Raw genomic sequence first — 24,913 nt, forward strand, 5'->3', positions numbered from 1 at the left:
TTACCCAACGTCTGGCTTCGACGCACGGGTTCCTGATCACGTCCGCTCGAGCGCACACTCGGCTGGTTCGACGACGCTGACCGGGAGCAACGAGAATAAGGAAGCAGCCGGCAGCTCGCGGGCACCGTCCCGCTCGACAGGGTGGAGGTGCAGGCCGGTGAGCACATCGCGATAGGCGGGCGCGCCGTCCGCGGGCAGGCGGACGGCGGTATCGTTCCAGAGTTCGCCGACCGGCAGACCGGCGGCGGCGACGGTTCGCGGCAGCCGGGTCACCGCGACGATCGCGCGCCCGCGGCGGTACGCCACGAGGTGACCGGCGAGCGGTCCCGTCGTCTCCAGCGGTTCGTATGACGCTGCGGGCCAGCCGGCGGCGGCGCGGTGGCGCAGGAGCGTCGCCAGAACGTAGAGCTTGAACGTCCCGTCGCCGGCGCGCGCCAGCAGGTCGCGGACGATCGCCGCGCGCTCCGTCCCGGCGGCGAGCGCGTCGTCGATCGCGCGCAGCGCCGCGTCGCGCCGCGCGAAGTCGACGGGCCGGCGGTTGTCGGGATCGACCAGGCTGAGGTCCCAGAGCTCGGCGCCCTGATACGTGTCGGGGACGCCCGGCGCGGTCGCGTGCAGGACCGTCTGCGCGAGCGTGTTGGAGAAGCCTCCGGCCGCGATCTCGCGCGCGAACGCCTGCGCTGCGGCGAGAAAAACCGGTGCCGCCGCCGGATCCATGGCGCGCCGCACGAAGCGCTCGAGCGCGGCTTCGTACTCGCCGTCGGGGTTCGTCCAACTCGTGCGCAGCTTCGCCTCGCGCCCGGCTTTGAGCACGTAGTCGCTGATGCGGTCCGCGTACGCCGCGAAGGCCGGCGGATCGAGCGGCGCGTCGAGGAGCTCAGCGGGCCACGCGCCGATCAGCGTCTGATAGAACAGGTACTCGGCGAGCGACGAGGGCGCGCGTTCGCCGCGCACCGTCGTCTTGTGGCGCCCGTTGAGCCGCGCCCAGCGCGCGATCGCGCGGCTCCAGCCGTCGGGAATCTCCGAAAGCACGGCGAGCCGCGCGCGCACGTCTTCGCCGCGCTTCGCGTCGTGCGTCGCGGTGGCGATCATCGCGTGCGGCCGATGCGCGGCGCGCTGCGCGTTCTGCCGGTGAAACTCGCTCACCGCGAGGCCGAAGCGCGCCGGATCGCCGCCGACCTCGTTGAGCGCGACCAGACGGATCGAGCGATAGAACGCGGTGTCCTCGACGCCCTTTGCGGCGACCGGAGAGGTGAGCTGCTGGAAGTGCATCGCGAAGTCGACATAGCTCTCGCGCACCTGCTCGTCGTCCGTCTCGGTGAGCAGGACGCGCCGCAGAAAAGCGTAGACCGATCCTTCGCTCGTGATGTCCCAACTGCGGGCGCGTGCGATCGCCCACTCGATGTCGTGGCGGTCTTCGTCGTTGATCGCTTCGCCTCGGACGTACGTGCGGTAGACCGGGAAGGCCGCGATCGTGTTGACGAGCGCCCGTGTGAGCGCGAGCAGCGTGAAGTCGCGCGTGTGAGGATCGCGCTGCGCGATACGGTCGAGGCGCAGCGCCAGCACGTTGCGCTCGGCCGCGAGCGCGGTGATCAGAACGAACCGCTTCGCTGTGTAGGCGACGTCGGCGAAGCGCGCGGCATCACCGGTGAACGTCCGGTAGGTGCGGTCGAACGCGCGCTCGGCGCGCGGATCGATCGCGATCCCCGTGACCGCGTTCATGAATTCGTAACCCGTCGTGCCGTCGACATTCCAGCGTTCGCGCAAATCTTCGTGTCCGGCCAGAATCTTCTCGACGACGAGGTACAGCGGCTCACCGAGCAGCTCCGCACGCGAGCGCAGCAGATCGCAGTAGCCCAGCGGATCGTAGAGGCCGTCGACGTGGTCGAGCCGCAAGCCGTCGACCGCACCGCGTTCGATCAGCGAAAACGCGAGCGCGTGGGCGTCCGCGAACGTCGCGGCGTGCTCCATGCGGAGTGCGCCGAGGCCGTTGATGTCGAAGAAACGGCGGTAGTTGATCTCTTCCGCCGCGACCTTCCACGACGTCGGCCGCCAGTGCTGGGCGTCGACGACGCGTTCGATCAGTGCTTTCCCCTCGGGGCTCGCGCGTTCGGCGTCGAGCCGCGCGGCGAGCGCCCACGCGTTGTCGCGTTCGGTTTCATCGACCAGCCGCCGCAGTGAGGATGCGGCGTCGCGGCGTTCGATGCGGTCGATCATCCCGGCGAGCGCGGCGAAGAGCGGCGCGAACGATGCCAGCGACGCCGGCTCGGCGCCCTCCAGGACGGCCGCGTAAGACGGCGGCGTGAGCGGAAAGCAATGCTCGTAGTAGCGCAGGCGGAAGCCGCCGTCGCCGTACTCCCAGCGCAGCTCGCCCGCATCGAGCACTTCGCCGTACTGGCGACCGAGAAACGGCAGCAGCAGCTTCCCGCGCAGCTGCGCCCGCAGCGGCTCCCAGTCGATGTCGAAGTAGTCGGCGTAGTGCGAATCGCGGCCCCACGTGAGCACGTCGAGCCACCACGCGTTGTCGCAGCCGCCGACGCCCATGTGGTTGGGGACGAAGTCGAGCACGTGACCCATCCCGTTCGCGCGCAGCGCGGAGACGAACGCATCGTACTCTTCGCTCGTGCCGATCTCGGGATTGAGCGCGTTGTGGTCGACGATGTCGTACCCGTGCGGCGAGCCGGCGCGCGCGCGCAGATACGGCGACGCGTAGACGTGGGAGATCCCGAGGCTCCGGAGATACGGGATCAGCGTGATCGCGTCGGTGAAGCGGAAGCCGGCGTGAAACTGCAGCCGGTACGTCGCGCGCGGGATCACGAGACCGCGACGCCGGAGCCGCTGAGATACCAGCCGACGGCCCACGGGCCGAGGTGCGACGCGGCATCGCCGGCTTCGATCTCGGCAAGCGACGAGAGCATCGTGCCCTCCGCGCCGGCGGGAATCGTCGCCGCCGTATCGCTCAGGTTCGCGAGCAGCGTGATCCGCGCGCCGTCGCCGAACCGCCAGCGCACGCGCAGCGCGCGCCCAAAGACCGCGCTGCCGTCGCCGTACGCACCGGAACGCAGGTGCGGCGCGATCAGCCGCCGGCGAACGTCCAGCAGCGCACGATAGTGTGCGAGCATCGCCGCGTGCGGCGCCTGCGTGCGTTCGTCCCAGCGGAGTACGGAGCCGCGCATCGTCTGCGGGTCCTGCGGATCGGGGATCCGCGTGAGGGACGCCGGGTCGGCGAACGACGGCCACGCCGCGAATTCGCGCCGCCTGCCTTCGGTCACCGCCGCGCCGAGCTCCGGCCCGAAGTCGGTGAAGAAGCAGAACGGCGTCGACGCCGCCCATTCCTCGCCCATGAAGAGCAGCGGGACGGCGGGGGCGAGCAGCACGATCGACGCGGCCGCTGCGACGGCGTCGAAGGTCGCGATCGCGGAGATCCGTTCGCCGAGCGCGCGGTTTCCCACCTGATCGTGATTCTGCAGGAAGTCGACGAACGCGCTCGCGCTGCGGTGCGCGCTCGGCTCGCCGCGCGGCGCGCCGCCGCGGTGCGGCGACGGTTCGCCCTGATAGGCGAATCCTTCGTCGAGTGCGCGCGCCAGGTGCCGTGCCGGCGCGTCCGCGTAGTCGCGATAGTAGCCGTCACGCTCGCCGGTGACCAGCACGTGCAGGGCGTGGTGGGCGTCGTCGTTCCACTGCGCGTCGTAACGATCCAGCAGCGAGGCGCGGTTGGCGTCGTTCTCGATCACGAGATGGACGATGCGGTCCGGTTCGACGCCGGCGCGCACGCGCAGCGCGATCTCGTCGAGGACGTGCGGCTGCGCCTCGCTGAAGATCTCGTGCACCGCGTCGAGCCGCAGCCCGTCGAAGCGGTACTCCAGCAGCCAATAAAGCGCGTTCTGGACGAAGAAGTCGCGCACGGTCGCCGCGTGCGCGCCGTCGAAATCGATCGCGGCGCCCCACGGCGTGCCGCGCCGCTCGGTGAAGAACGGCGCCGCATACGCGTGCAGGTAGTTGCCTTCGGGGCCGAAGTGGTTGTAGACCGCATCGAGGAGGACGGTGAGCCCGCGCTCGTGCGCGGCGTCGATCAGCTCCTTGAGCTCGTGCGGGGTTCCGTACGCGCGCTGCGGTGCGTAGAGCAAGGTTCCGTCGTAGCCCCAGTTGCGGTCGCCGGCGGGCTGCGCGAGCGGCATCAGTTCGATCGCGGTGATGCCGAGGTCGACGAGCGCGTCGAGCCGCGCGATCGCCCCGCGGTACGTCCCTTCGGGCGTGAACGTCCCGACGTGAAGTTCGTAGACGACGCTCTCGTGCCACGGACGCCCGCACCAGCCTTCGGTCCGCCAGCGGTAGGCGCGCGGATCGACGACTTGGCTCGCGCCGTGCACGCCGTCGGGTTGAAACCGCGACGCCGGGTCGGGGACGCGCAGACCGCTGCCGTCGAACGCGAACCGGTAGCGGGATCGCGCGCGCGCGTGCGGGACGTCGCCGCGAAACCAGCCGTCGCCGGCTGCGTCGAGCGCGTGCTCGGCTCCGTCGACGTCGACGCGGACCTCGGAACGCGAGGGCGCCCATAGGGAGAAGCGCACGCCGTCGCCGCGGAGTTCGGCGCCGAACGGCATCGCGTGCGCGAACGTCACGGACACTCGACCTGGAGCGCGTCGACGGCGCGGGCAAGGTCGGCAGGGCGCCGCGACAGCGCCTCGCGCACGTCGCGCAGCGCCGACTGCACTCGGAAGAACGCGACCATCGCATCGCGTTGGGCCGGATCGCGCGGCAGCGTCGGCAGGTCGCGCGCGCTGATCGCGTAGCGTTCGAAGAACGTCGCCAGCGCGCGCGCGACGATCGAGCGCGTCGTCGCGCGCGTCTCGAGCGGATCGGCGGTGGGGTCGTGGGCGCTGGCGAGAATCGACTCGCGCGCGACCGCGTCGAACGAGCGCGCGAGCGACGCCACGTCCTTCAGCGGCGAACTGCGGTCGTCGACCGTCTCGCCGAACCCGACGAAGACCGGCACACCCCCGACGAGCAGGACGCGATGCAGCGTCAGCCGCCCGTGCGCGCGCGCCGACGCGGCGTTGACGTGCGGCGGGAGCTTCGCGAGCGCCGCGGCGACGCGCTCGCGCACCGCGACGACGCCCTCGACGCCGGCGGCGACCAGCGCCTGCAGATCGTCGCCGGCTGCGGCGCGCCATGCGGCGAGATCGGCGTCCTCGATCGGACGCGTGCCGAAGGTCGGATCGCTCCCCGGCGTCGCGAGCGCGCGGTGCAGGGCCGCCAGCGCATCGGCGACGTTCGTCGCGCTGCGCAGCAGCCGTTCGTCGGCGGCGCCGGCGCGCAGGATATCGCGCAGCGAGCCCTCCGCGTCGATGGGATGCGGGACATAGCGCTGCGAGGTCGCGACGACCCACGTCTCGCGGTCGGTGTCGACATACGTCGCGGTTCCGAGCAGTTCGGGTGCCTGCGCGAAGCCGCGCTCGTGCAGATGGCGCAGAAACGCGACGCCGCTGTTGCGCAGGCGCGGCATCTGACGGTGCAGCGTGACGAGCCGCGCGTCGTCGAGCACCCAGCGCCGCGCGCCGGTAGCGGAGCCGAGCCGCTGCGAACTCGACGCCTCCGGCATCGGCGATCCCTCGAGCGCGAACGTCATCCGCCCCTCGTCGCGCAGCACGACGCCCGCGCGCATCGCACGCTCGACGAGCGGTGCGGTCGAGGCGTCGCCGCCGGCGTCGACGATCCACCCTTCGCGCGGACCGCTGCGCGCCCGTGCGACGGCATCCTCGCGCACCGGCGCATCCCAGACGAAGCGCAGCGGGAGCGAGATGCGCCGCAGCCCGTCGCCGACGACGACGAACGCCAGCGCCGGATCGATCTCGGCGGCAACGAACGCGTCGCGGACGTGCCCGTGTTCCGAGGCGCCGAGCGCGAGCGGGACGATGTCTGAGTCGATCACCGCGCGCGCCCAGCGGTCGAAGGCGAGGCCGGCGCGCGGAACGACGACGGTGGGGAGTTCCGGAAGCGCGCTCGAGCGAATCGGCGCCGCCGCACCGCTGGGATCGCGGACGAGCGCGAACCAGAAGAATCCGTACGGCCCAAGCGTCACCGCGTACGGCGAGGTCGCGATCGGCGGGAACGCGGTCGAGCCGAGCATTTCGAACGGCGTGCGCCCCGCGAACGCGCTCAGATCGAGCTGCACCGCCTGCGCGGTGCGCGCGAGGTTGGCAACGACGAGCAGCGTCTCGCCGTCGAACTCGCGCAGGTACGCGAGGACGCGGCGATTCGACGGATAGAGCAGGGTCAGCGTTCCCCGCCCGAACGCACGCGACGCTTTGCGGACGGCGATCGTGCGCCGCATCCAGTTCAGCAGCGAGGTCGGCGTGCGCGCTTGCGTCTCGACGTTCACCGCTTCGTACCCGTAGGTCGGATCGGTGACGACCGGCGCATAAAGCCGGATGTGGTCGGCGTCGGAGAAGCCGCCGTTGCGGTCGGGCGACCACTGCATCGGCGTGCGCACGCCGTCGCGATCTTTGAGGAAGAGGTTGTCGCCCATCCCGATCTCGTCGCCGTAGTAGATCACCGGCGTCCCCGGCATCGACATCAGCAGGCCGTTCATCAGCTCGATGCGGCGGCGATCGTTTTCCAGCAGCGGTGCGAGGCGGCGGCGGATGCCGACGTTGATCCGCATCTTCGGCTCGATCGCGTAGACGGCGTTCATCCGCTCGCGTTCGCGATCGCTCACCATCTCGAGCGTCAATTCGTCGTGGTTGCGCAGAAACACGGCCCACTGACAGCCTTCGGGGATCGGCGGCGTCTGGCGCAGGATGTCGTGGATCGGGTAGCGGTCCTCGTCGGCGACGGCCATGAACAGCCGCGGCATCAGCGGGAAGTGAAAGCACATGTGGCACTCGTCGCCGTCGCCGAAATACGACGAGAGGTCTTCGGGCCACTGATTCGCCTCGGCCAGGAAGATGCGGTCGGGGAACTCGTTCTCCAGCACCGCGCGCAGGATCTTGATGACGCCGTGCGTCTCGGGCAGGTTCTCGTTGTTGGTGCCTTCGCGCTCGCACAGATATGGAACCGCGTCGAGTCGGAAGCCATCGATCCCGACCTTCGACCAGAAGCGCATCACGTCGGTGATCGCGCCGATCACCTCAGGATTCTGAAAGTTCAGGTCGGGCTGGTGCGAAAAAAAGCGGTGCCAATAGTACTGGCCGGCGACCGGATCCCACGACCAGTTCGACCACTCGGTGTCGGTGAAGATGATCCGTGTCCCCGCATACTTCCGATCGTCGTCCGACCACACGTACCACTCGCGTTCGGGCGAACCGCGCTCGGCGCGGCGCGCGCGCTGGAACCACGGGTGCTCGTCGGAGGTGTGGTTGACGACGAGTTCCGCAATCACGCGGATTCCGCGGTCGTGCGCCTCCGCAACGAGCCGGTGGACGTCCTCGAGCGTCCCGTACGCGGGATGGACGCCGGTGTAGTCGGCGATGTCGTAGCCGTCGTCGCGCAGGGGCGAGGGAAAGAACGGCAGCAGCCACAGCGCCGTGACGCCGAGTTCGGCGAGATAGTCGAGACGCGACGTCAGCCCGTTGACGTCACCGATCCCGTCGCCGTTCGAATCACGAAACGCCTTGACGTGCGTCTGATAGACGACCGCATCGCGATACCACTGGGGATCACCAGGCATGGACCTTGTCGCCTTTCCCGCGCGTCGGCGTTCGCTAACACGCCGGAACCTGCGTCAGGGGCGAGGCAACCTCCTCGAGCGGCTTGTTCTCCGCGTCGACGCCGAGTACGATCTCGACGATGCCGCCGGCGATCATCAGCACCGCGCCGACGGACCAGGCCAGCGCGAGCGCCGACGGCTCCTTGGTTCCGATGAGATGGCCGTAGATCGGCGGCGCCACCGCGCCGCCGATCAGCAACCCGACGGCGTAGACGACGGCGATCGCCGCGGCGCGGATCTCCAGCGGAAAGATCTCGCTGGTCGTCAGATAGGCCGCGCTGGCGCCGGCGCTCGCGAAGAAGAACATCGTCGCGAACCAGAGCGTCAGCTGCGTCGCATCGCGCATCCCGTGCAGGAAGAGGTAGGTGACGAGCAGCAGCAGCGCGCCGCTGACGATGTAACAGCCCGCGATCATCCGTTTGCTGCCGATCGTGTCGAAGAAGTGTCCCAGGACCAGCGCCCCGAGGAAGTTGCCGATCGCGAACGGGATCGTGAAGAGGCCGACGTCCCCTGGCTTCACGCCGAAGAACGTCGTCAGCCTGAGTCCTTGGGTGAAGAACACGGCGTTGTAGAGGAACGCCTGCGTGATCATCAGCGCGAGGACGAGCACCGTCCGCCGCGGATAGGCGCGCACCATCGTCCGCGCCGCGTCGACGAAGACGCCGCGATGGCGCGACGCGTCGAACTCGAGCGTCCCGCTTCCCGGATCGGGAAGTGCCGCACCGGTTTCGTGCACGATCTCGTGCTCGATCGAGGACGCGATCCGTTCGGCCTCGTCGTGCCGTCCGTGCGTGAGCAGCCAGCGCGGGCTCTCCGGTATCCCGCGGCGCACGAACAGGACCGCGAATGCGAGCACCGCGCCGAGGCCGAACGCCAGCCGCCAGCCGAGCGACGGCGCGATGAAGCGGCCGTTCAGAAGCGGGATCGACAGCACCGCGCCCATCAGCGTTCCGATCCACCACGACCCGTTGATCGCGATGTCGGCGATCCCGCGCCGTTTCGCGGGGATCAGCTCGTCGATCGCGGAGTTGACGGCGCTGTATTCGCCGCCGATCCCCGCGCCCGCGAGCATCCGGAAGAGCACGAAGCTCCAGAAGTCCCACGAGAACGCGGTGAGCAGCGTGCACACCAAATACCAGGTGAGTGTGATGAGGAAGAGTTTCTTGCGGCCGAAGCGATCGGTGAGGTAGCCGAATCCCAGCGCCCCGATGCAGGCGCCGACGATGTAGAACGAGCCGGCGTAGCTGGCCTGCGTGTCGGAGAGCGAGAGTCCCGCGCTGCTGGTGAGCGTCGGACCGATCGTGCCGACGATCGTCACCTCGAGCCCGTCGAGGATCCACGTGATCCCCAGCGCGATGACGACCATCCAATGCCAGCGCGCCCAGGGCAGGCGATCGAGGCGGAGCGGGATGTTCGTCGTGATGGTCTCGGCGGTCCCGGCCAACGTTCCCCCGGCTGCGCGAACGGACCCGGGCGTCGTACCCAAACCGGTCCCGGCGAAATCGTAAGGCCCCTTACCGCCTGGTCGCGTCGCTTCGCCTAGGCTGGAATTCGGACGAAGACGTCCTCACACGAAAAGGGGAGACGATGAGAACGATGTTGATGACGGCGGCGGTCGCCGCGGCCGCGCTGATCCCGGGGATCGCGTCGGCCGACGACGCGATGGCGGGCCACGCGATGGCGGCGCACGGCGCGATGGCGACGATGGTCTGCCGCGTCGCCGCAGGGTCGGAGAAACCGAACGCCATGATGATGGCCGGTCAGAAGCCGATGATCTGCAAACCGGTCGCGGTCACGATGAAAGACGGAAGGCTCGTGAACGGCCCGGACCTTTCGCACGCGCTCACGGTCGAGCAGGCCAACGCCGCCTTCGCGAAATGGTACGCCGAGACGTTCAGCGTGGTCACCGGCGGCGGTTAGCCCCCGTTCGCGCGGCGGGCGATCAGAGCAGCGTTCGACGGAGGTCGGCGAGCGTTGCTTTGAGTTCGACGACGAAACGCGCCGCGTTCGCGCCGTCGATCACGCGGTGATCGTACGAGAGCGAGAGCGGCTGGATCAAACGCGGCTCGAATGCGGCACCGTCCCATACGGGGCGGATCTCGGCTTTGCAGGCGCCGAGAATCGCGACTTCCGGAGCATTGATGATCGGCGTGAACGTCGTGCCGCCGATCGAGCCGAGCGATGAGATCGTGAATGTTGCGCCGCTCATGTCGGCCGGCCCGAGCTTGCCGTCGCGCGCCTTCGCCGCGAGTTCCGACGTCTCGCGCGCGATCTCGACGACGCCCTTCGTGTCGGCGCCCTTGATCACCGGGACGACGAGCCCGTTCGGGGTATCCGCCGCAAAGCCGATGTTGTAGTAGCGTTTGAGCACGAGTTCGTCGCCGTCGAGCGAGCTGTTGAACTGCGGGTAGCGCTTGAGCGCAGCGACGACGGCCTTGATCAGAAACGCCAGCATCGTCACCTTGACGTCCTTGCGTTCGCCGTTGATTTGCTTGCGGAACGCTTCGAGGTCGGTGACGTCGGCGTCGTCGTTCTGCGTGACATGCGGGATCATCACCCAGTTGCGCGCCAGCACCGGGCCGCTGATCTTCTGGATGCGCGAGAGCGCGACGCGTTCGACCGGACCGAACTTCGCGAAGTCGATCTGCGGCCACGGCGGCAGGTTCAGGCCGAGTCCGGTGCCTGCCGGCGCGGACGGGGCCGCGGCGGGACGCGCCGCAAGCGTCTGCTTGACGAAGGCCTGCACGTCGTCGCGGGTGATGCGGCCGTTGGGGCCGCTGCCGCGGACGCGCGAGAGATCGACGCCGAGTTCGCGCGCGAAGCGCCGGATCGCCGGCGAGGCGTGCACGGGTCCCACCGGCCCCGGCGACGCCGCGGGCGTGGGCGGGGCTGCGGTTCCGCCCGATGCGATCGGTGTTGCGGCGCCGGTGCCGTTCGATGAAGCAGCCTGGGGGCCGGCCTTCGACAAGCTCAGGCTGACGGGGGCCGCGGTGTCACGCTGAGCTTGTCGAAGCGCGGACCCGTCGGTGGCCGCCAGCCGCGCGATCACGGTCCCCTTCGAGACTTTGTCGCCGACGTGCACGAGCACGTCGCTCACGACGCCGCCGGAGGCCGCCGGGACTTCCATCGTCGCTTTGTCGGACTCGAGCGTGACCAGCGGCGCGTCTTTCGCGATCGTCTCGCCGGGACGCACGAGCACTTCGATGATCGGGATGTCGCTGAAGTCGCCGATGTCGGGGACCACGAGATCGACGGGCGCATCGTTCGTCGCGATCGCCGGCACGCCGCGCACCCCGGCCTCCTCGGCGGCGCTCGCCTCTGCGGCGACGATCCCCACCGGGTCGCTCTTCACGGCATCGACCGTCGCAGCCGCCGCCGCGACCGGTGCGTCGGCCTCGACCGTCACCAGCACCGAGCCTTGCGAGACCTTGTCGCCGACCTTGACGCGCACGTCTTTCACCACGCCCGCGGACGACGCCGGAACCTCCATCGTCGCCTTGTCGGATTCGAGCGTGACCAGCGGCGCGTCTTTGGCGATCGTATCGCCGGGACGCACCAGGACTTCGATGACCGGAACGTCGTCGAAGCCGCCGAGATCAGGGACCGCGAGCTCTACCTGTGCCATCGCGATCAGACCGTCGTCGGCTCGGGCTTGGCGGGATCGATGCCGTATCGCGCGATCGCATCGGCGACCTTCGCGCGATCGATCGTCCCTTCATCGGCGAGCGTCTTGAGCGCCGCCAGCGCGATCCAGCGCCGGTCGACTTCGAAGAACGATCGCAGCTGCTTGCGGGTGTCGCTGCGCCCGAAACCGTCGGTGCCCAGCGCGTGGAAGCGCCGCTCGACGAACGGGCGGATCTGCTCCGCGAACGTCTTCACATAGTCGGTCGCGGCGATCACCGGCCCCGCATGTCCGTCGAGCTGCTGCGAAACGAACGCGCGGCGCGGCTCCTCGGTCGGGTGGAGCAGGTTCCAGCGCGCCGCCGACTCGCCGTCGCGATGCAGCATGGTGAAGCTGGTGCAGCTCCACACGTCGGCGACCACGCCGAAGTCGTCGCGCAGCAAGTCGCCCGCGGCGATCACTTCGCGCAGGATCGCACCCGAGCCCATCAGCTGCACGCGCGGCTGACCTTTGCCCTGCGCACCGCCGTCGCGCAGCAGATACATCCCGCGCAAGATCCCGTCCTCGGCGCCGGCGGGCATCGCGGGGTGCTGGTAGTTCTCGTTGAGCAGCGAGAGATAGTAGTAGACGTCTTCCTGTTCGGCGAGCATCCGGCGCACGCCGTCCTGCACGATCGTCGCGACTTCATAGCCGAACGTCGGATCGTACGGCATGCAGTTCGGAATCGACGCTGCGAACAGGTGCGCGTGGCCGTCTTCGTGCTGCAGCCCCTCGCCGTTGAGCGTGGTGCGCCCCGAGGTGCCGCCGAGCAGGAAGCCGCGCGTGCGCATGTCGCCCGCCGCCCACGCGAAGTCGCCGATGCGCTGGAACCCGAACATCGAGTAGAAGATGTAGAACGGGAGCGTCTGCACGCCGTTGGTCGAGTACGACGTCCCCGACGCGATCCACGAGCACATCGCGCCGGCTTCGCTGATCCCTTCCTGCAGAATCTGACCGGCTTTGTCCTCGCGGTACCACATCAATTGGTCTGCGTCTTGCGGACGGTACAGCTGCCCGACCGCCGAATAGATCCCGAGCTGGCGGAACATCCCTTCCATCCCGAACGTGCGCGATTCGTCGGCGACGATCGGGACGACGCGCGGGCCGACCGTTTTGTCGCGCAAGATCGTCGAGAGCGTGCGCACGAACGCCATCGTCGTCGAGATCTCGCGTTCGCCGGTCGACTCGTGCAGGGCGGCGAAGGCGTCGCGCTGCGGCACCGCCAGCGGCGCTTCGACGTTGCGGCGGCGCGTCGGCACCGAGCCGAGTTTCGCGACGCGTTCGCGCAGGTACTCGGCCTCGCGGCTGTCCGGCGCGGGCTTGATCAGCGGGACGTTCTCGAGATCCTTGTCGGAGATCGGGATCGAGAAGCGGTCGCGGAAGAAGCGCAGCTGCTCGAGCATCAGCTTCTTTTGCTGGTGCGCGATGTTCATGCCCTCGCCGGCCGAGCCCATTCCGTAGCCTTTGATCGTCTTCGCGAGGATGACCGTCGGAGCGCCTCGGTGTTCGGTCGCCGCTTTGTACGCGGCGTAGACTTTCACCGGGTCGTGGCCGCCGCGATTGAGCGCCCACACTTCGTCGTCGCTCATCCGCTCGACGAGTGCACGCGTCTCGGGATAGCGGCCGAAGAAGTGTTCGCGCACGTACGCTCCGTCGCGCGACTTATATGTCTGATAGTCGCCGTCGAGCGTTTCGCCCATCAGCTTCACGAGCATCCCGGTGCCGTCGGCTTCGAGCAGCGGATCCCACTTCGAGCCCCAGATCGTCTTGATGACGTTCCAGCCCGCGCCGCGGAAGATCCCTTCGAGTTCTTGGATCACCTTGCCGTTGCCGCGTACCGGACCGTCGAGCCGCTGCAGATTGCAGTTGACGACGAAGATCAGGTTGTCGAGCTTCTCGCGCGCCGCGATCGCCAGCCCGGCGAGTGTTTCGGGTTCGTCGATCTCGCCGTCACCGAGAAAGCCCCACACCTTGCGGTCGGCGGGATCGATGAAGCCGCGGTCGCGCATGTAGCGCATGTAGCGCGCTTGATAGACCGCCTGCAGCGGACCCAGTCCCATCGAGACGGTCGCGAACTGCCAGAAGTCCGGCATCAGCCACGGATGCGGATACGACGGCACGCCTTTGCCGTCGACCTCACGGCGGAAGTTCTCGACCTGCTCTTCGCTGATGCGTCCTTCAAGGAAGGCGCGCGCGTAGACGCCCGGTGACGAATGCCCTTGGAAGTAGACCAGATCGCCGCCGCTCGCGTGGTTGGGGCCGCGCCAGAAATGGTTGAAGCCGATGTCGTAGAGCGTCGCCGCCGACGAGAACGTCGCGACGTGACCGCCGAGTTCGCTGTGGTCGCGGTTGGCGCGCACGACCATCGCCATCGCGTTCCAGCGCACGTAGTGGCGCAGGCGCTCTTCGATGTCGTGGTCGCCGGGGAAGTGCCCCTGCTGGAATGCAGCGATCGTGTTGACGTACGGCGTCGTCTGCGCCGCCGGGGTGCGGACGCCGCGCGTCGCAGCGCGCTCGACGAGGGCGCGGACCAGTTCGCTTGCCCGGCCGGCCCCTTCGGTCTCGATCACGCCGTCGAGCGCGTCGAGCCATTCGCGCGTCTCGTCGGGATCCGGACGTGCGGCCGGGGCGCTCGAGGCGCCGTCGGCGGCGGAAACGGGTGGCAGCGGCGTGTCGATCATGGCGGCTCCGGTGCGGCGCGCGAAGTGGTCGTCGGTTATCGTATCGCGTCGGCCATCCCCTGGCGCGCCCCAATCTGCCGGGGAAGCCATCCAATGTTCCGTATTTTCGGTCACGGAGGCGGGATTGGATCGGGCCGATCGCAGAATGGACCTCACATGCGGACGGGTTGGTCGGAACTCGCGCTGGAGCTCGACCGCGGCAGCATCGTCCCGATCTACCGTCAGATGTACGAGCGGCTGCGGGAACTGATCCTGGCAGGCGCCCTGCCGGAGGGGACGCGCTTGCCGCCAGAGCGCTCGCTCGCCGAACGCCTCTCCGTGAACCGTTCGACGGTGGTCCATGCCTACCGCGACCTCGCCGCCGACGGGCTCATCGAGCAGCGGGTCGGGTCGGGATCGCGGGTCGCCGCGCTCGGCGGCGGCGGCCGGCCCGACCGTACCAGCGGGGTGCCGTGGTGGGTGACGCTGCCACCGTGGCGCGTCGGTCAGTTCCCGGCGGTACTGGGCGAACTCGCGGCGAGCGAGCATGGCGGGTTGATCGCGTTCGTGCAGGGCGTTCCGCCGGCGGAGCCCTCGCCGCTCGCCGACCTCTCGCGCTCGTTCGCGCGAGTCGGCGGCGACGTAAACTACGTTCTGACCTACGGCGACAGCGAAGGCTACGCACCGCTGCGCGAAGCGATCGCCGTGCGAATGCGCGGGCGCGGCTGTCCGGTCGATCCGCGCGACGTCCTGATGCTGACGGGATCGACGCAAGGGATCACGCTGGTCGCGCAGTCGCTGGCGGAGCCGGGCGACGAGATCGTCGTCGAGGCGCCGACGTATCCCGGCGCGCTGCAGATCTTTCAGATCGCCGGGCTGCGGGCGATCTCCGTCCCGGTCGACGAGGACGGGATGCGCGTCGATCACGTCGAGGCGATCCTGCGCACGCGCCGGCCGCGCTTCATCTACACGATGCCGTCGATCCACAATCCGACCGGCGCGACGATGAACGACGACCGGCGAACCCGGCTCGTCACGCTCGCGCGCCGCTATGGCGTCCCGATCGTCGAGGACGATCCGTACGGCGAACTCGCCGACTCGCCGGTCCCGCCGCTGCTCGCGCGCGACGCCGAGTACGTGCTCTATCTGTCGTCGTTCTCGAAGACGATCGCGCCGTCGCTGCGGCTCGGCTGGCTCGTCGCGCCGCGCACGATCTACGAGCGTTTGCTGCTGCGCAAACAATCGTACGACATGGCCTCGTCGATGTACATTCAAGCCGGCGTGCGCGACTATCTGGAAACCGGCTACGACGCGCACATCGACGCCTTGCGGGAAGAACTGCTGCAGCGCCGCGCGATCGCGCGGGAGGCGATCGAGCGCTGGTGGCCGCCGACGATGCGCGTCGCCAACGGCGACGGCTACTATCTCTGGGGAACGGCACCGCGGGAACTTCGCGCGCGCGTGCTGCTCGCATCGGCCGAGCGCGCCGGCGCGTCGTTCCTGTTCGGCGAGGCGTTCTTCGCGCAATCGGGCGGCGACCACAACTTCCGCGTCGCGCTCACGCCGGTTGCGCGCGGCGCGATCGCGGAGGGGATCCGCCGCATCGGCGAGGCCGCGCGCTGAGAGCGTTTCCTTCCGCCGAACTGCTGGCATGGTACGCGCGGTTCGGGCGCACGCATCTGCCGTGGCGGACGACGCGCGACCCCTATCGCGTCCTGGTGAGCGAAGCGATGCTCCAGCAGACGCAGGTCGAGCGGGTCATCCCGCTCTACGAAGCGTTTCTCGCACGCTTTCCGACGCTGGCGGCGCTGGCGGCAGCCGACGCGGGCGACGTCGTGCGCGCGTGGCGCGGGCTCGGGTATAACAGCCGCGCGACGCGCCTGCATGCGCTCGCGCGCGTCGTCATGGAGCGCCACGGCGGCGAACTCCCCCGCGAGACCGAGGCGCTGCGTGCGCTGCCGGGGATCGGCGCATACACGGCCGCAGCGCTGCGCGCGTTCGCGTTCGAACTCGACGACGCGGCCGTCGACGTCAACATCCTGCGCGTCGTGCACCGCGTGATGGTGGGGCTCGAGTATCCGGCGGCGGCGGCCGAGCCGGCACTGCGGTCGCTCGCCGTCGCGAGCATCCCGCCCGGCGAAGCGCACGATTGGAACTCGGCGATGATGGATCTGGGCGCCGCGCTGTGCGGCGCACGCGCGCCGAAATGTCTGATCTGTCCGCTGCGCGACGAGTGCGCGGCAGCGCCGATCGACGCCGCGCAGCTGGCGGCCGCGGCGCGCGCGCACGGAGAGCGGAAACCTCCGCAGAACGCGATCCCGTTCGAGCGCACGACGCGTTACCTGCGCGGGCGAATCATCGACCGCTTGCGCGACGTACCGGGGCGAGAGTCGCTCCAACTGGACGCATTGACGCACGATCTCGCCGCGATCGTTCCCGCCGACCGGCTGCATGAAATACCCGACGTCGTAAACGCGCTCGTGCGCGACGGCATCGTTGCGAAAGACGAATCGTCGCTGCGTCTGCGTTGATTCGCGTTTACATCGTCGTGACATGCGGGTATGACAACGCTCGTTCACGACACTCCAACGCAGTACAGGGAAACACGAAATGAAGTTTACGCGACTTACCGCGCTGGTCGCGGTGCCGGCGGCACTGCTGATCTCGGCGTGCAGCGGCGGCTCCATCGGCGTCATCGGCGGCGGCGGCGGTACGGCCGGACAGCAGGCCAACGTCCGCTTCGTGCACGGCGCGCCGGGCGCAGGCAACGTCGACATCTACTTCCAGTCTAACGGCAGCGCGGCGCCGTCGAGCCCGCTGGCGTCGAATGTGCCGTTCGGGATCGCGAGCGATTTTCTCACCCTGCCCAACGTCGCCGGCAGCGTCATCGTGCAGAAAGCCGGCGGCGGCGCGCCGTCGACCGGCGCGACCCAATTCCTCTCGTGTCCGGTACCGCAGTTCGCGAACAACACGAACTATTCGATCGTCATCGTGAAAACGAGCACGTCGCCGAACTGCGTGATCTTCCAAGACCCGAACTACACAGCGTCCAACCAGTACCGGTTCCATCACGCGTCGCCGGCTGCGACGGTCGCACTGGGATCGCAGACGGTGACGTACGGCGTCGCAACAGCGGCGGCGCTGCCGGGCGCGACGTTCAGCGTCGCCGGCACGGCGACGTACGGAACGCAGGCCGTCGGCGGCACGGCGCCGACGTACACCGTGATCGCGCCGGCGACGCTGAGCAGCACCTCGAACGTCTCGTTCGCGGTCGGGCCGCCGTCGGGCGGCGCGGCGATCACCACGCTCGACGCCGGTGCGATCACGTTGCCGGGCAGCGCAACGCAGCCGAACTCGGCGAGCAACACGTTCACCCTTCCCAGCGGCTACGCGGGCGCGTCGATCTACGCGATCGACTGCACCGGCGCCACGCTCCCCGCACCGGGCGAGCGCTGCACCGGCGGCGTCGCGCTGATCGGCGTGTACGACTCGCACTGACGAGCACCGAGCAGCAAAAGAAGAAGGCCGGTCGCATGCGCGACCGGCCTTTCTCGTCGTCGGCGTTCTGCTTCAGCCGAACCACGCGGGGAGGTCGGCGTAGCGTTCCTCTTTCCACGGATCGGCGTCGTTGTTGTATCCGCGGACTTCCCAGAAGCCCTTTTCGTCGCGGTCTTTGAACTCGAGGCCGTGCAGCCACTTGGCGCTCTTCCAGAAATACTTCTTCGGAACGAGCATCCGCACCGGACCGCCGTGGATCGGCTCGACCGGCTGCCCGTCGAACTCGTACGCGACCAGCACGTCGTCGTCGAGCATCACCGCGAGCGGCAGGTTCGTCGTGTAGTCGTTGTCCGCGTGCTGGATCACGTACTTCGCTTCTGCGAGCGGTTTGGCGCGCGCGACGATCTCGGAGAACTTCACGCCCACCCAGTAGGTGTTTTTCTTGGTCCAGCGCGTGACGCAGTGGATGTCGCCGCGATACTCCGACGCGGGCATCGCGCGCAGCTCGTCCCACGTGAGTTCGAAGGGGTTTTCGACGGCGCCGAAGACGCGCAGTCGCCACGTCTTCGGATCGATCGGCGGGACGTCGCCCACATGCAGGACCGGGAACCCGTCGGTGACGGTCTGCCCCGGCGGCACCGTCGGGTCTTTCTGTTTGAGGAACGGCATGGAAGATAGGATTCTCCGGGCGGGCCCGAAGGTTCCGCCCCGTGTCGATCCCGTTTCCCAAACGGAAAGTCACGCGCGCGGTCGCGGCCGAGGAGCTCGCGATTCTGGAGCGCACGTATCCGCACGCGGTGACCGCGCTCGCGTACACGACGCCGTTCGAACTGCTCATCGCCGTCATCCTGAGCGCGCAGTGCACGGACGCGCGCGTCAACATGATCACGCCGGGGCTCTTCGCCGCGTATCCCGATGCTGCGGCGCTGGCGCGCGCCGACCGGTCCGACGTCGAACGAATCATCAAGTCGTGTGGCTTCTTCCGGACGAAGGCGAAGAACATCATCGCCGCGGCGCAGGGGCTCGTCGGCGAGCACGGCGGCGCGGTGCCGAGCGACCGCGCCGCGCTCGAAGCGCTCCCCGGCGTCGGGCGCAAGACCGCCAACGTCGTCATGTCGGTCGCCTTCGAGGAGGCCGCGTTCGCCGTCGACACGCACGTCTTTCGCGTTTCACGTCGGCTCGGGCTGACACTGGCGACGACGCCGCGCGGCGTCGAGGACGACGTCACGGCGCTCGTGCCGCGGGAGAAGTGGCGCCACGCGCACCACTGGCTGATCCTGCACGGCCGCGAGATCTGCAAGGCCCCGACGCCGCTGTGCGCGCGGTGCCCGGTGACGATGTGTCCGTCGCGGCCGATCGTGGCGCGCTGCGCGAAGGAGAAGGTGGCTAAAACTGCAGCGGGCCGGAGCCGTCGAGGTGAGCCGGCCGCGGCAGCTCCACGTCGGCGGCGATCGTCTTGAGCAGCTCCGAGCCGGTGAGCGCGTCGCGGTAGCCCGCGTCGGTCGAGAACTTTGAGAGGTTCATCAGCGCCGGCACATCGCTCTCGAGAAATTGATACTCGCCGTCGAAGCCTTCGCCGGCGATCACCACGAGCTGTCGCGGCTCGTCGAGGTCGAGCGCGATCCGCTTCTCGCGGAAGCGCAGGCGCAGACGCTCGGGCGCGCGCAGCCGCACGATCGTCACGCCGTTGCGGCGGCCCAGGATCGAGTTCAGCCGCTTCGCGCCGGTCTCAAGGATCGCGGTCAGCGCCTCGAACCGCGCGGCCGCGTCGTCGCCGCGACCGGGGGCCGGGTTGGCCGTCGCCGAATCGATTGCGGCTCCGAGATCGCGCCGGGCGCGGAGCCTCTGCGCCATTGCGACGATGGGATTCTGGTCGTGTTCGCTGTCGTTCATCAGAGGTTGCGTTGATCGAGGTTCCGGGTGCGCGGGGAGAACGCCCCCCGGTGCTGACGTGGGAGCGAAGCGCTCAGGCCGTCTCCTCCGCCCCGCCGGAGCGGGTGTGGGCCGTGCTGACCGACGGCCGCCGCTGGTCGCAGTGGAACGCCGGCGTCCAGTGGATCGAGATCGAAGGCCCGCTCGCGCCGGGGACGCTGCTCACGATGAAGCCGAAGGGCGCCCCGCAGACGGCGTTTCGCATCGCCGCGGCGCTCCCGCCGCATCTACTTGCCTTCGCCGTGACGTTCGGACCGCTCGCGACGCTCGAGTTTCGCTACGAACTGCGCCCGGAGGGCGCGCAGACGGCGATCGTGCAGACGATCGGGATCGGCGGCCCGTTCGCCGCCCCGCTGCTGCGCAAACGTGCTGAACGGATCGCCGACGCGATGCCGGCGAACCTCGAGCGGCTTGCCGCCCGCGCCGCCGCGCCGGCGTGAAAACGAAAAGCGCGGTCGTTGCCGGCCGCGCTTCATGAGGATTCGATATGAATGATGACTGAGAATTTCCGATTCCGGTGGTGTCGGAAGGGGCTTACTTCTTGCCGCCCTTCTTCGCCGGTTTCTTCTTCGCGACTTTCTTCTTTGCTGCCATGATTATTCACTCACCCCCTTGCCTAGTCAGACTCGACCCGATCCGAAAAGCACCGGGTCTGCACCGGCAACGTGAGCCGGTTCACGCGAGTTCCGCTTCGCCCGACCCCCTCCCTGCCCGCCGCGTAAAGGCTGCGTGCCCCTCGGCGACGGAAAGGCGCTGGTAGCGATGCCGATCATCGAGGCCCAGAGCGTTCGCAAAGTGTTTCGCCGGATCGTGCGGAGGCCGGGTATCGCCGGCGCGGTCGCGGCGTTGTTCTCGCGCGAGTACGAGGACAAGGTCGCGGTGGATGACGTGAACTTCGCCCTCGAGCCGGGCGAACTCGTCGGCTACCTGGGTCCCAACGGCGCCGGCAAATCGACGACGATCAAGATGCTCACCGGCATCCTCGTGCCGACGTCCGGCGTCATTCGCGTCGCGGGCGTCGTGCCGTACGAACGCCGCTCCGACAACGCCGAGAACATCGGCGTCGTGTTCGGGCAGCGCAGCCAACTGTATTGGGATCTGCCGCTGCGCGAATCGTTCGAACTGCTGCGCGCGATCTACGACGTGCCGCGCGACCGCTTCCGGCAGAACCTCGCCCACTTCTCTGCGATCCTCGACCTCGAACGCTTCATGGACACGCCGGTGCGCCAGCTTTCGCTCGGCGAGCGGATGCGCGGCGATTTCGCCGCGGCGATGCTGCACGATCCGAAGATCGTCTACCTCGACGAACCGACGATCGGTCTGGACGTGGTGGCGAAAGAAGCGATCCGCACGTTCATCACGACGGTCAATCGCGAGCGCGGCACGACGGTGATCTTGACGACGCACGACCTCGCCGACGTCGAGCGCCTGACTCGGCGGATCATCCTGATCGACGAGGGCCGGGTGATCTTCGACGGCGCGCTCGAACAGCTGCGCACCGAGTTCGGCACGCACCGGACGCTCGTCGTCACCTTCGTCGAGAACATCGAGACGGTCGAGGTGCCCGGCACCGAGATCGAAAGCCGCGAGGGGACCGTCGTGCGGCTGCGGTTCGACCGGCGCCTGCTCAGCGCGGAGGCGGTGATCCGCCGGGTGATGGAGCGCTATCCGATCTCCGACGTGTCGATCATCGAGCCGGATATCGACTCGATCGTGCGCCGGATCTACCAGGAAGGCTATCCGGCCCACGCTGTCTGGAGCGCGACGTGAGCAAACTGATGCGGCTCGAACCGTACGTCGAGTTCGCGAAGAAGGCGCTGATGCGCGAGGCGACCTACCGCTTCGACGTCTTCACGACCGTCGCGTCGTTTGCGGTCCGCATCTACCTGCTCAAGATGGTGTGGACCGCGCTCTACGCGCGCAACGCCGCTCCCTCCGAGCTCTCCCTGCAGGCGATCATCACCTATTCCACCGTCGCGCTGCTGATGGGAATCGTGATGGACATCGACCAGACGCGCGCGCTGCACGACAAGCTGCACGACGGCAGCATCGCGACCGACTTCATGAAGCCGATCGTCGTTTCGCTTTACTTCTTCGCCGACGGCACCGGCGAGGTGCTGTTCCATGCGGTGCTGCTGATCCCGTCGCTGCTGATCGCCGTGCTGCTGGTGCACATCGTCGTTCCCGGCCCGCTTGCGCTGGGCGCGTTCTTCCTGAGCTTCGGCCTCGGCTATCTGGTTGGTCTGTTCATCAATTTCATTCTGAACTGCACTGCGTTCTGGACGCTCGAGATCCACGCCGTGCAGCTCATCGTCACGTGGCTGACCGATCTGCTCGGCGGCGAACTGATACCGCTCGTGCTCTTCCCGGCCTTCCTCCAGCCCTTCGCGTACGCGCTGCCGTTCGCGGCGATGTTTTCGACCCCGCTGCTGATCTTCGTCGGACAGATCCCGCCCGAGCGGTATGCCGAGGCGATCGGCACGCAGGCCCTGTGGGTCGTCGTGCTGGCCGGGATCTCGGCGGTCATGTGGCGGGCCGGCGCGCGGCGCGTCGTGGTGCAGGGCGGCTGATGCGCGCGCGGCGGATGGCGAACGTTTACCTGCAGTACTGGCGGATCAACATCCTCACCACGCTGGAGTACCGCGAGAATTTCCTGATCTGGTTCGCGTTCACGTTCATCTATCACGGCACCGCGATCGCGTCGCTGTGGATCATCCTTTCGCGCTTCCCGTCGATGAACGGCTGGAGCTTTCGCGACATGGCGTTCCTCTACGCACTCTGGATGGTCGCGCACGCGCTCCACAACACGTTCTTCTCGACGGTCGGCGACGTCCCCGATCACATCCGGGACGGCGAGTTCGACCGGCTGCTGGTCCGTCCGCTCGACACGCTGTTCCAGGCGATCGCGACGCCGGGCCAGGTCTTCCCCGACGAGCTGCTGCTCGCACTCTTCACGTTCATCGCGGCGACGATCTACAGCGGGGTGCACGTCGACCTCGCGTTCGTTCTGTTGGTGCCGGCAATCGTGGTGGGCGGCGCGCTGATCGACCTGGGGCTCAACCTGATGATCTCGACGGCGGCGTTCTGGTTCGTCAAGGTCGATGCGCTGCGCTGGATCGTGATGCAGCTCGAACAAGAATTCACCCGGTATCCGATCAGCATCTACGCGCGCGGCGTGCAGATCGTCCTCACGTTCGTCTTCCCGTTTGCGTTCATGAACTATTTTCCGGCGGCGTATTTTCTGCACAAGCCCGACGAGGCGCTGGCGCTGCCCGCGATCGTCGGCGTGCTCACCCCGCTGATCGGCGTGCTCTTCGTCGCCGCCGCCTATCTGTTCTGGCGCTTCGGCCTCAGCCGCTATCAGGGCGTGGGCCACTAAGTCACGCTGAGCTTGTCGAAGCGCAGTCTCGAACGCGCACGAAGGAGAACGTGCCGCTTCGCACGCGACGAGTGCGGCTGCGCTTCGACAAGCTCGGCGTGACGGGGTTCAGCCGGTGCCGGGGAGCGGCATCGTCGGCGCCGGGAGCGTTTCGGCGGCGACCGAACTGACGTCGACGCCGACGGATTCGGCGCGATACTTTGCCAGCTCGATCGCGTTGAGCGCGATCGACGCGTGCGCGACGACGCGAATGAGCTGTTCGCGTTCCTCCGGGTCCAGGTCGAGGCCGCTCACGTTGTGGCCGTACACGATGATCCCGCTGACCTCGCGGTCGTAGAAGATCGGCGCGACGAAGGCCAGCCGCTCGTTGGGGAACGACTCCTGGATCAGCCGCGTGTCGCGGCCGGTGAAGCTCAGCGCGCCGCGCGTGCGCACGATCGCAAGGGTGAGTTCGTCGCTCGGTCCGAGCGAGAGCGTAAGGCCCTCGGGCCAGCCGGACGACGCCGCGAGACGGTAGCTCCCGTCCCGCTGCCGCGCGAGGAGGCCGCCGAACGCGAGCTTCAGCGCGTGGGGAGCATCCTCGAGCAGCGCGCGGTACACGTCGTCGACGCTCTCGGCGTCGAGGATGTATCCGGCGATGAATTCGAGCGCCTCGCGCTGCGCGCGCCGGTCGCGGAAGATGAACCGGTCGACGATGTGGTCGAGCAGTTCTTTCAGCTTTCCGGTCATCGCGCCGATCCCGATCGAGATCGCGATGAGGATGCCGTACGCGAGGTCGGTGTTCTGATAAAACAGGTACGTCCCGATCTCTTCGGTGACGGAGATCGTGCCGATCACGCCGGCGGTGAGTGCGGCGTACACGACCGCGCGGCTCACGACGAAGTCCACGTTGAAGAACTGATGACGAACGACGGCGATCCAGACCGTGACGATCGGGACGATCGATGCCGAGACGAGGATGCTGTTGAACCACGCCGGGATGCGGCCGGCGGGAAAGAGCGTGTTCGAGAGCCACGCGCAGCCGACGGCGAACGCGAAGGAGGCGATGATCCAGCCGATGCGGTGACGGTCGTTGAGGCTGCCGCGCACGAACGCGACGGCGAGCGCGATCGCGATGAGCACGTCGAGCGCCGTCCCGCTGTCGCGCAGCAGGACGGCGAAGTGTTCGGCCGGCAGCCCGGCGTAGTGCTCGCGCCACCCGATCGTCGCCGCGAGCGCACCCAGGCCGACGGCGGTCACGGCCGCGATCCAGGCGAAGAGCCGCTCGCGCGGCGCGTCCTCGTCGCCGTCGATGAGGCAGAAGGCGAAGAGCAGCAGTGACGGGAGTGCGGCGCCGTGCAAGAGATCGCCGACGATCCCCGGCAGCGGCCGCCACGGATTGGGGATGACCGCAGCGAGGTACGTCGACGGTGCGTCGACGCCGGCGAGGCAAAAGCCGAAAAACGCGGCCGTCGCGATCCCGGGCTTCACGAGGAAAAGAATCGCCCCCAGTCCGAGCGCGAGCATGTACAGCCCGATGTGCAGCATGTCGAGGAAGCGTACGGCGAACTGTTCGTCGGTCGAGACGAGGTGCAGCACGCGTTCGCTCCCCGCGCGCTCGATCGGCAGGTAGCGCACCGGGTTGTCGTACGTGTAGCCGAAGCCCGCCAAACCCGGTTTGCGATCGAACGGGCGGATGCGGTCGATGCGCACACGGTCACCGATCTCGATCGCGTCGCCGGCGGGCTGCGCCCGGGGGCGTCCGCGCAGGGCATTCTGCAGGAACTGCAGGCCGGAGACGAGCCGTCCGCGCGGCTTCGCCTTCTGCGGCGCGGCGGTGTGCTTCGGCGCCGGCGTCGGCGCGGTGGTCGCGAGCGCGCGCGGCGGTACCTTGACCACGACGCCGTCGGCGTTGGTGGTGTACGCGAAGACGTGGCGCGGATAGACGACGCGCACGAAGTCCGGAACGACGCGCGCGAGCGCGATCGCGACGATGATCCCGACGACGATCATCCGCTGCCGCTCGAAGCGGTTGAGCGAGATGTTCGGGAGCGTCGGGTCGTTCGGATTCACGCTATCGCGTCGTACCCGAAACC

General features: G+C 68.5%; 18 protein-coding genes. 9 read left to right on the forward strand and 9 right to left on the reverse strand.

What is annotated here, in order from left to right; translation table 11 throughout:
- Window positions 1-36 precede the first annotated feature (36 nt).
- Genes treY through WPS_RS03500 form a run of 4 tightly spaced genes read right to left on the reverse strand, consistent with a single transcriptional unit; the run spans window position 37 to window position 9,152 of the window.
- On the reverse strand, window positions 37-2,817 hold the full coding sequence (gene treY, locus WPS_RS03485) for a malto-oligosyltrehalose synthase (RefSeq protein ID WP_317996465.1): 2,781 nt from the start codon (window positions 2,815-2,817) through the stop codon (window positions 37-39).
- Window positions 2,814-4,622, reverse strand: coding sequence for a malto-oligosyltrehalose trehalohydrolase (gene treZ / locus WPS_RS03490; RefSeq protein WP_317996466.1), 1,809 nt, complete (start codon window positions 4,620-4,622; stop codon window positions 2,814-2,816). Before treZ ends, treY begins: the two co-directional genes overlap by 4 nt.
- Window positions 4,619-7,669, reverse strand: coding sequence for a maltose alpha-D-glucosyltransferase (gene treS, locus WPS_RS03495; RefSeq protein ID WP_317996467.1), 3,051 nt, complete (start codon window positions 7,667-7,669; stop codon window positions 4,619-4,621). The genes treZ and treS overlap by 4 nt, the downstream gene beginning before the upstream one ends.
- A 34-nt stretch (window positions 7,670-7,703) precedes the next feature.
- Window positions 7,704-9,152: an MFS transporter gene (locus WPS_RS03500; RefSeq protein WP_317996468.1), complete on the reverse strand. Its 1,449-nt coding sequence runs from the start codon at window positions 9,150-9,152 to the stop codon at window positions 7,704-7,706.
- A 143-nt stretch (window positions 9,153-9,295) separates the two neighbouring features.
- Between WPS_RS03500 and WPS_RS03505 the strand changes: the two genes are divergently transcribed.
- Window positions 9,296-9,628 carry a hypothetical protein gene (locus WPS_RS03505; RefSeq protein WP_317996469.1) on the forward strand — a complete coding sequence of 111 codons (333 nt, stop codon included), beginning with the start codon at window positions 9,296-9,298 and terminating at the stop codon, window positions 9,626-9,628.
- A gap of 22 nt (window positions 9,629-9,650) precedes the next feature.
- Here WPS_RS03505 and aceF read toward each other — a convergent pair whose 3' ends face one another.
- Both aceF and aceE read right to left on the reverse strand, forming a co-directional pair.
- Entirely contained in the window at window positions 9,651-11,333 is a 1,683-nt protein-coding gene (aceF, locus tag WPS_RS03510; RefSeq protein WP_317996470.1) for a dihydrolipoyllysine-residue acetyltransferase, read from the reverse strand.
- A gap of 5 nt (window positions 11,334-11,338) precedes the next feature.
- Window positions 11,339-14,050, reverse strand: coding sequence for a pyruvate dehydrogenase (acetyl-transferring), homodimeric type (aceE, locus tag WPS_RS03515; RefSeq protein ID WP_317996471.1), 2,712 nt, complete (start codon window positions 14,048-14,050; stop codon window positions 11,339-11,341).
- Window positions 14,051-14,206: 156 nt separating this feature from the next.
- On the opposite strand from aceE, the gene WPS_RS03520 reads away from it, so the two are divergent.
- The 3 genes from WPS_RS03520 to WPS_RS03530 all read left to right on the forward strand — a co-directional run bounded on the left by WPS_RS03520 (window position 14,207) and on the right by WPS_RS03530 (window position 17,527).
- Window positions 14,207-15,652: an aminotransferase-like domain-containing protein gene (locus tag WPS_RS03520; RefSeq protein WP_317996472.1), complete on the forward strand. Its 1,446-nt coding sequence runs from the start codon at window positions 14,207-14,209 to the stop codon at window positions 15,650-15,652.
- Between the two features lie 95 nt (window positions 15,653-15,747).
- Window positions 15,748-16,560: an HhH-GPD family protein gene (locus WPS_RS03525; RefSeq protein WP_317996473.1), complete on the forward strand. Its 813-nt coding sequence runs from the start codon at window positions 15,748-15,750 to the stop codon at window positions 16,558-16,560.
- 79 nt (window positions 16,561-16,639) lie between these two features.
- Window positions 16,640-17,527 (forward strand): DUF4397 domain-containing protein, encoded by an 888-nt coding sequence (locus WPS_RS03530; RefSeq protein WP_317996474.1) that lies wholly within the window; start codon window positions 16,640-16,642, stop codon window positions 17,525-17,527.
- 72 nt (window positions 17,528-17,599) lie between these two features.
- On the opposite strand, the gene WPS_RS03535 is transcribed toward WPS_RS03530, so the two are convergent.
- Window positions 17,600-18,196, reverse strand: coding sequence for a sulfite oxidase-like oxidoreductase (locus WPS_RS03535; RefSeq protein ID WP_317996475.1), 597 nt, complete (start codon window positions 18,194-18,196; stop codon window positions 17,600-17,602).
- Between the two features lie 47 nt (window positions 18,197-18,243).
- Between WPS_RS03535 and nth the strand changes: the two genes are divergently transcribed.
- Window positions 18,244-18,987, forward strand: a complete 744-nt coding sequence (nth, locus tag WPS_RS03540) for an endonuclease III (protein ID WP_405054925.1) — start codon at window positions 18,244-18,246, stop codon at window positions 18,985-18,987.
- Here the strand turns inward: nth and WPS_RS03545 are convergent.
- On the reverse strand, window positions 18,914-19,420 hold the full coding sequence (locus WPS_RS03545; RefSeq protein ID WP_317996477.1) for a hypothetical protein: 507 nt from the start codon (window positions 19,418-19,420) through the stop codon (window positions 18,914-18,916). The genes nth and WPS_RS03545 overlap by 74 nt on opposite strands.
- 50 nt (window positions 19,421-19,470) lie before the next feature.
- Here WPS_RS03545 and WPS_RS03550 point away from each other — a divergent pair, with 50 nt between their 5' ends.
- The 4 genes from WPS_RS03550 (at window position 19,471) to WPS_RS03565 (ending at window position 22,838) form a co-directional block, all read left to right on the forward strand.
- Complete coding sequence (locus tag WPS_RS03550) at window positions 19,471-19,899, forward strand: SRPBCC family protein (protein WP_317996478.1); 429 nt, start codon at window positions 19,471-19,473, stop codon at window positions 19,897-19,899.
- 289 nt (window positions 19,900-20,188) lie between these two features.
- A complete protein-coding gene (locus WPS_RS03555; protein WP_317996479.1) occupies window positions 20,189-21,229 on the forward strand; it encodes an ABC transporter ATP-binding protein in 1,041 nt (346 codons plus the stop codon).
- On the forward strand, window positions 21,226-22,029 hold the full coding sequence (locus WPS_RS03560) for an ABC transporter permease (protein ID WP_317996480.1): 804 nt from the start codon (window positions 21,226-21,228) through the stop codon (window positions 22,027-22,029). The genes WPS_RS03555 and WPS_RS03560 overlap by 4 nt, the downstream gene beginning before the upstream one ends.
- The gene (locus WPS_RS03565; RefSeq protein ID WP_317996481.1) at window positions 22,029-22,838 is read left to right on the forward strand and encodes an ABC transporter permease; all 810 of its coding nucleotides are present in this window, start codon (window positions 22,029-22,031) and stop codon (window positions 22,836-22,838) included. The genes WPS_RS03560 and WPS_RS03565 overlap by 1 nt, the downstream gene beginning before the upstream one ends.
- Window positions 22,839-22,946: 108 nt before the next feature.
- On the opposite strand, the gene WPS_RS03570 is transcribed toward WPS_RS03565, so the two are convergent.
- Entirely contained in the window at window positions 22,947-24,890 is a 1,944-nt protein-coding gene (locus WPS_RS03570) for a GAF domain-containing protein (RefSeq protein ID WP_317996482.1), read from the reverse strand.
- Window positions 24,891-24,913 lie beyond the last annotated feature (23 nt).

The organism is Vulcanimicrobium alpinum, from assembly GCF_027923555.1.
GTDB lineage: Bacteria > Vulcanimicrobiota > Vulcanimicrobiia > Vulcanimicrobiales > Vulcanimicrobiaceae > Vulcanimicrobium > Vulcanimicrobium alpinum.

Bases quoted from the DNA above. Each gene is read 5' to 3' on its own strand.
- treS (WP_317996467.1), bottom strand. From the start codon at position 7,669: ATGCCTGGTGATCCCCAGTGGTATCGCGATGCGGTCGTCTATCAGACG.
- WPS_RS03505 (WP_317996469.1), top strand. From the start codon at position 9,296: ATGAGAACGATGTTGATGACGGCGGCGGTCGCCGCGGCCGCGCTGATC.
- aceF (WP_317996470.1), bottom strand. From the start codon at position 11,333: ATGGCACAGGTAGAGCTCGCGGTCCCTGATCTCGGCGGCTTCGACGAC.
- aceE (WP_317996471.1), bottom strand. From the start codon at position 14,050: ATGATCGACACGCCGCTGCCACCCGTTTCCGCCGCCGACGGCGCCTCG.
- WPS_RS03520 (WP_317996472.1), top strand. From the start codon at position 14,207: ATGCGGACGGGTTGGTCGGAACTCGCGCTGGAGCTCGACCGCGGCAGC.
- WPS_RS03530 (WP_317996474.1), top strand. From the start codon at position 16,640: ATGAAGTTTACGCGACTTACCGCGCTGGTCGCGGTGCCGGCGGCACTG.
- WPS_RS03535 (WP_317996475.1), bottom strand. From the start codon at position 18,196: ATGCCGTTCCTCAAACAGAAAGACCCGACGGTGCCGCCGGGGCAGACC.
- WPS_RS03545 (WP_317996477.1), bottom strand. From the start codon at position 19,420: ATGAACGACAGCGAACACGACCAGAATCCCATCGTCGCAATGGCGCAG.
- WPS_RS03565 (WP_317996481.1), top strand. From the start codon at position 22,029: ATGCGCGCGCGGCGGATGGCGAACGTTTACCTGCAGTACTGGCGGATC.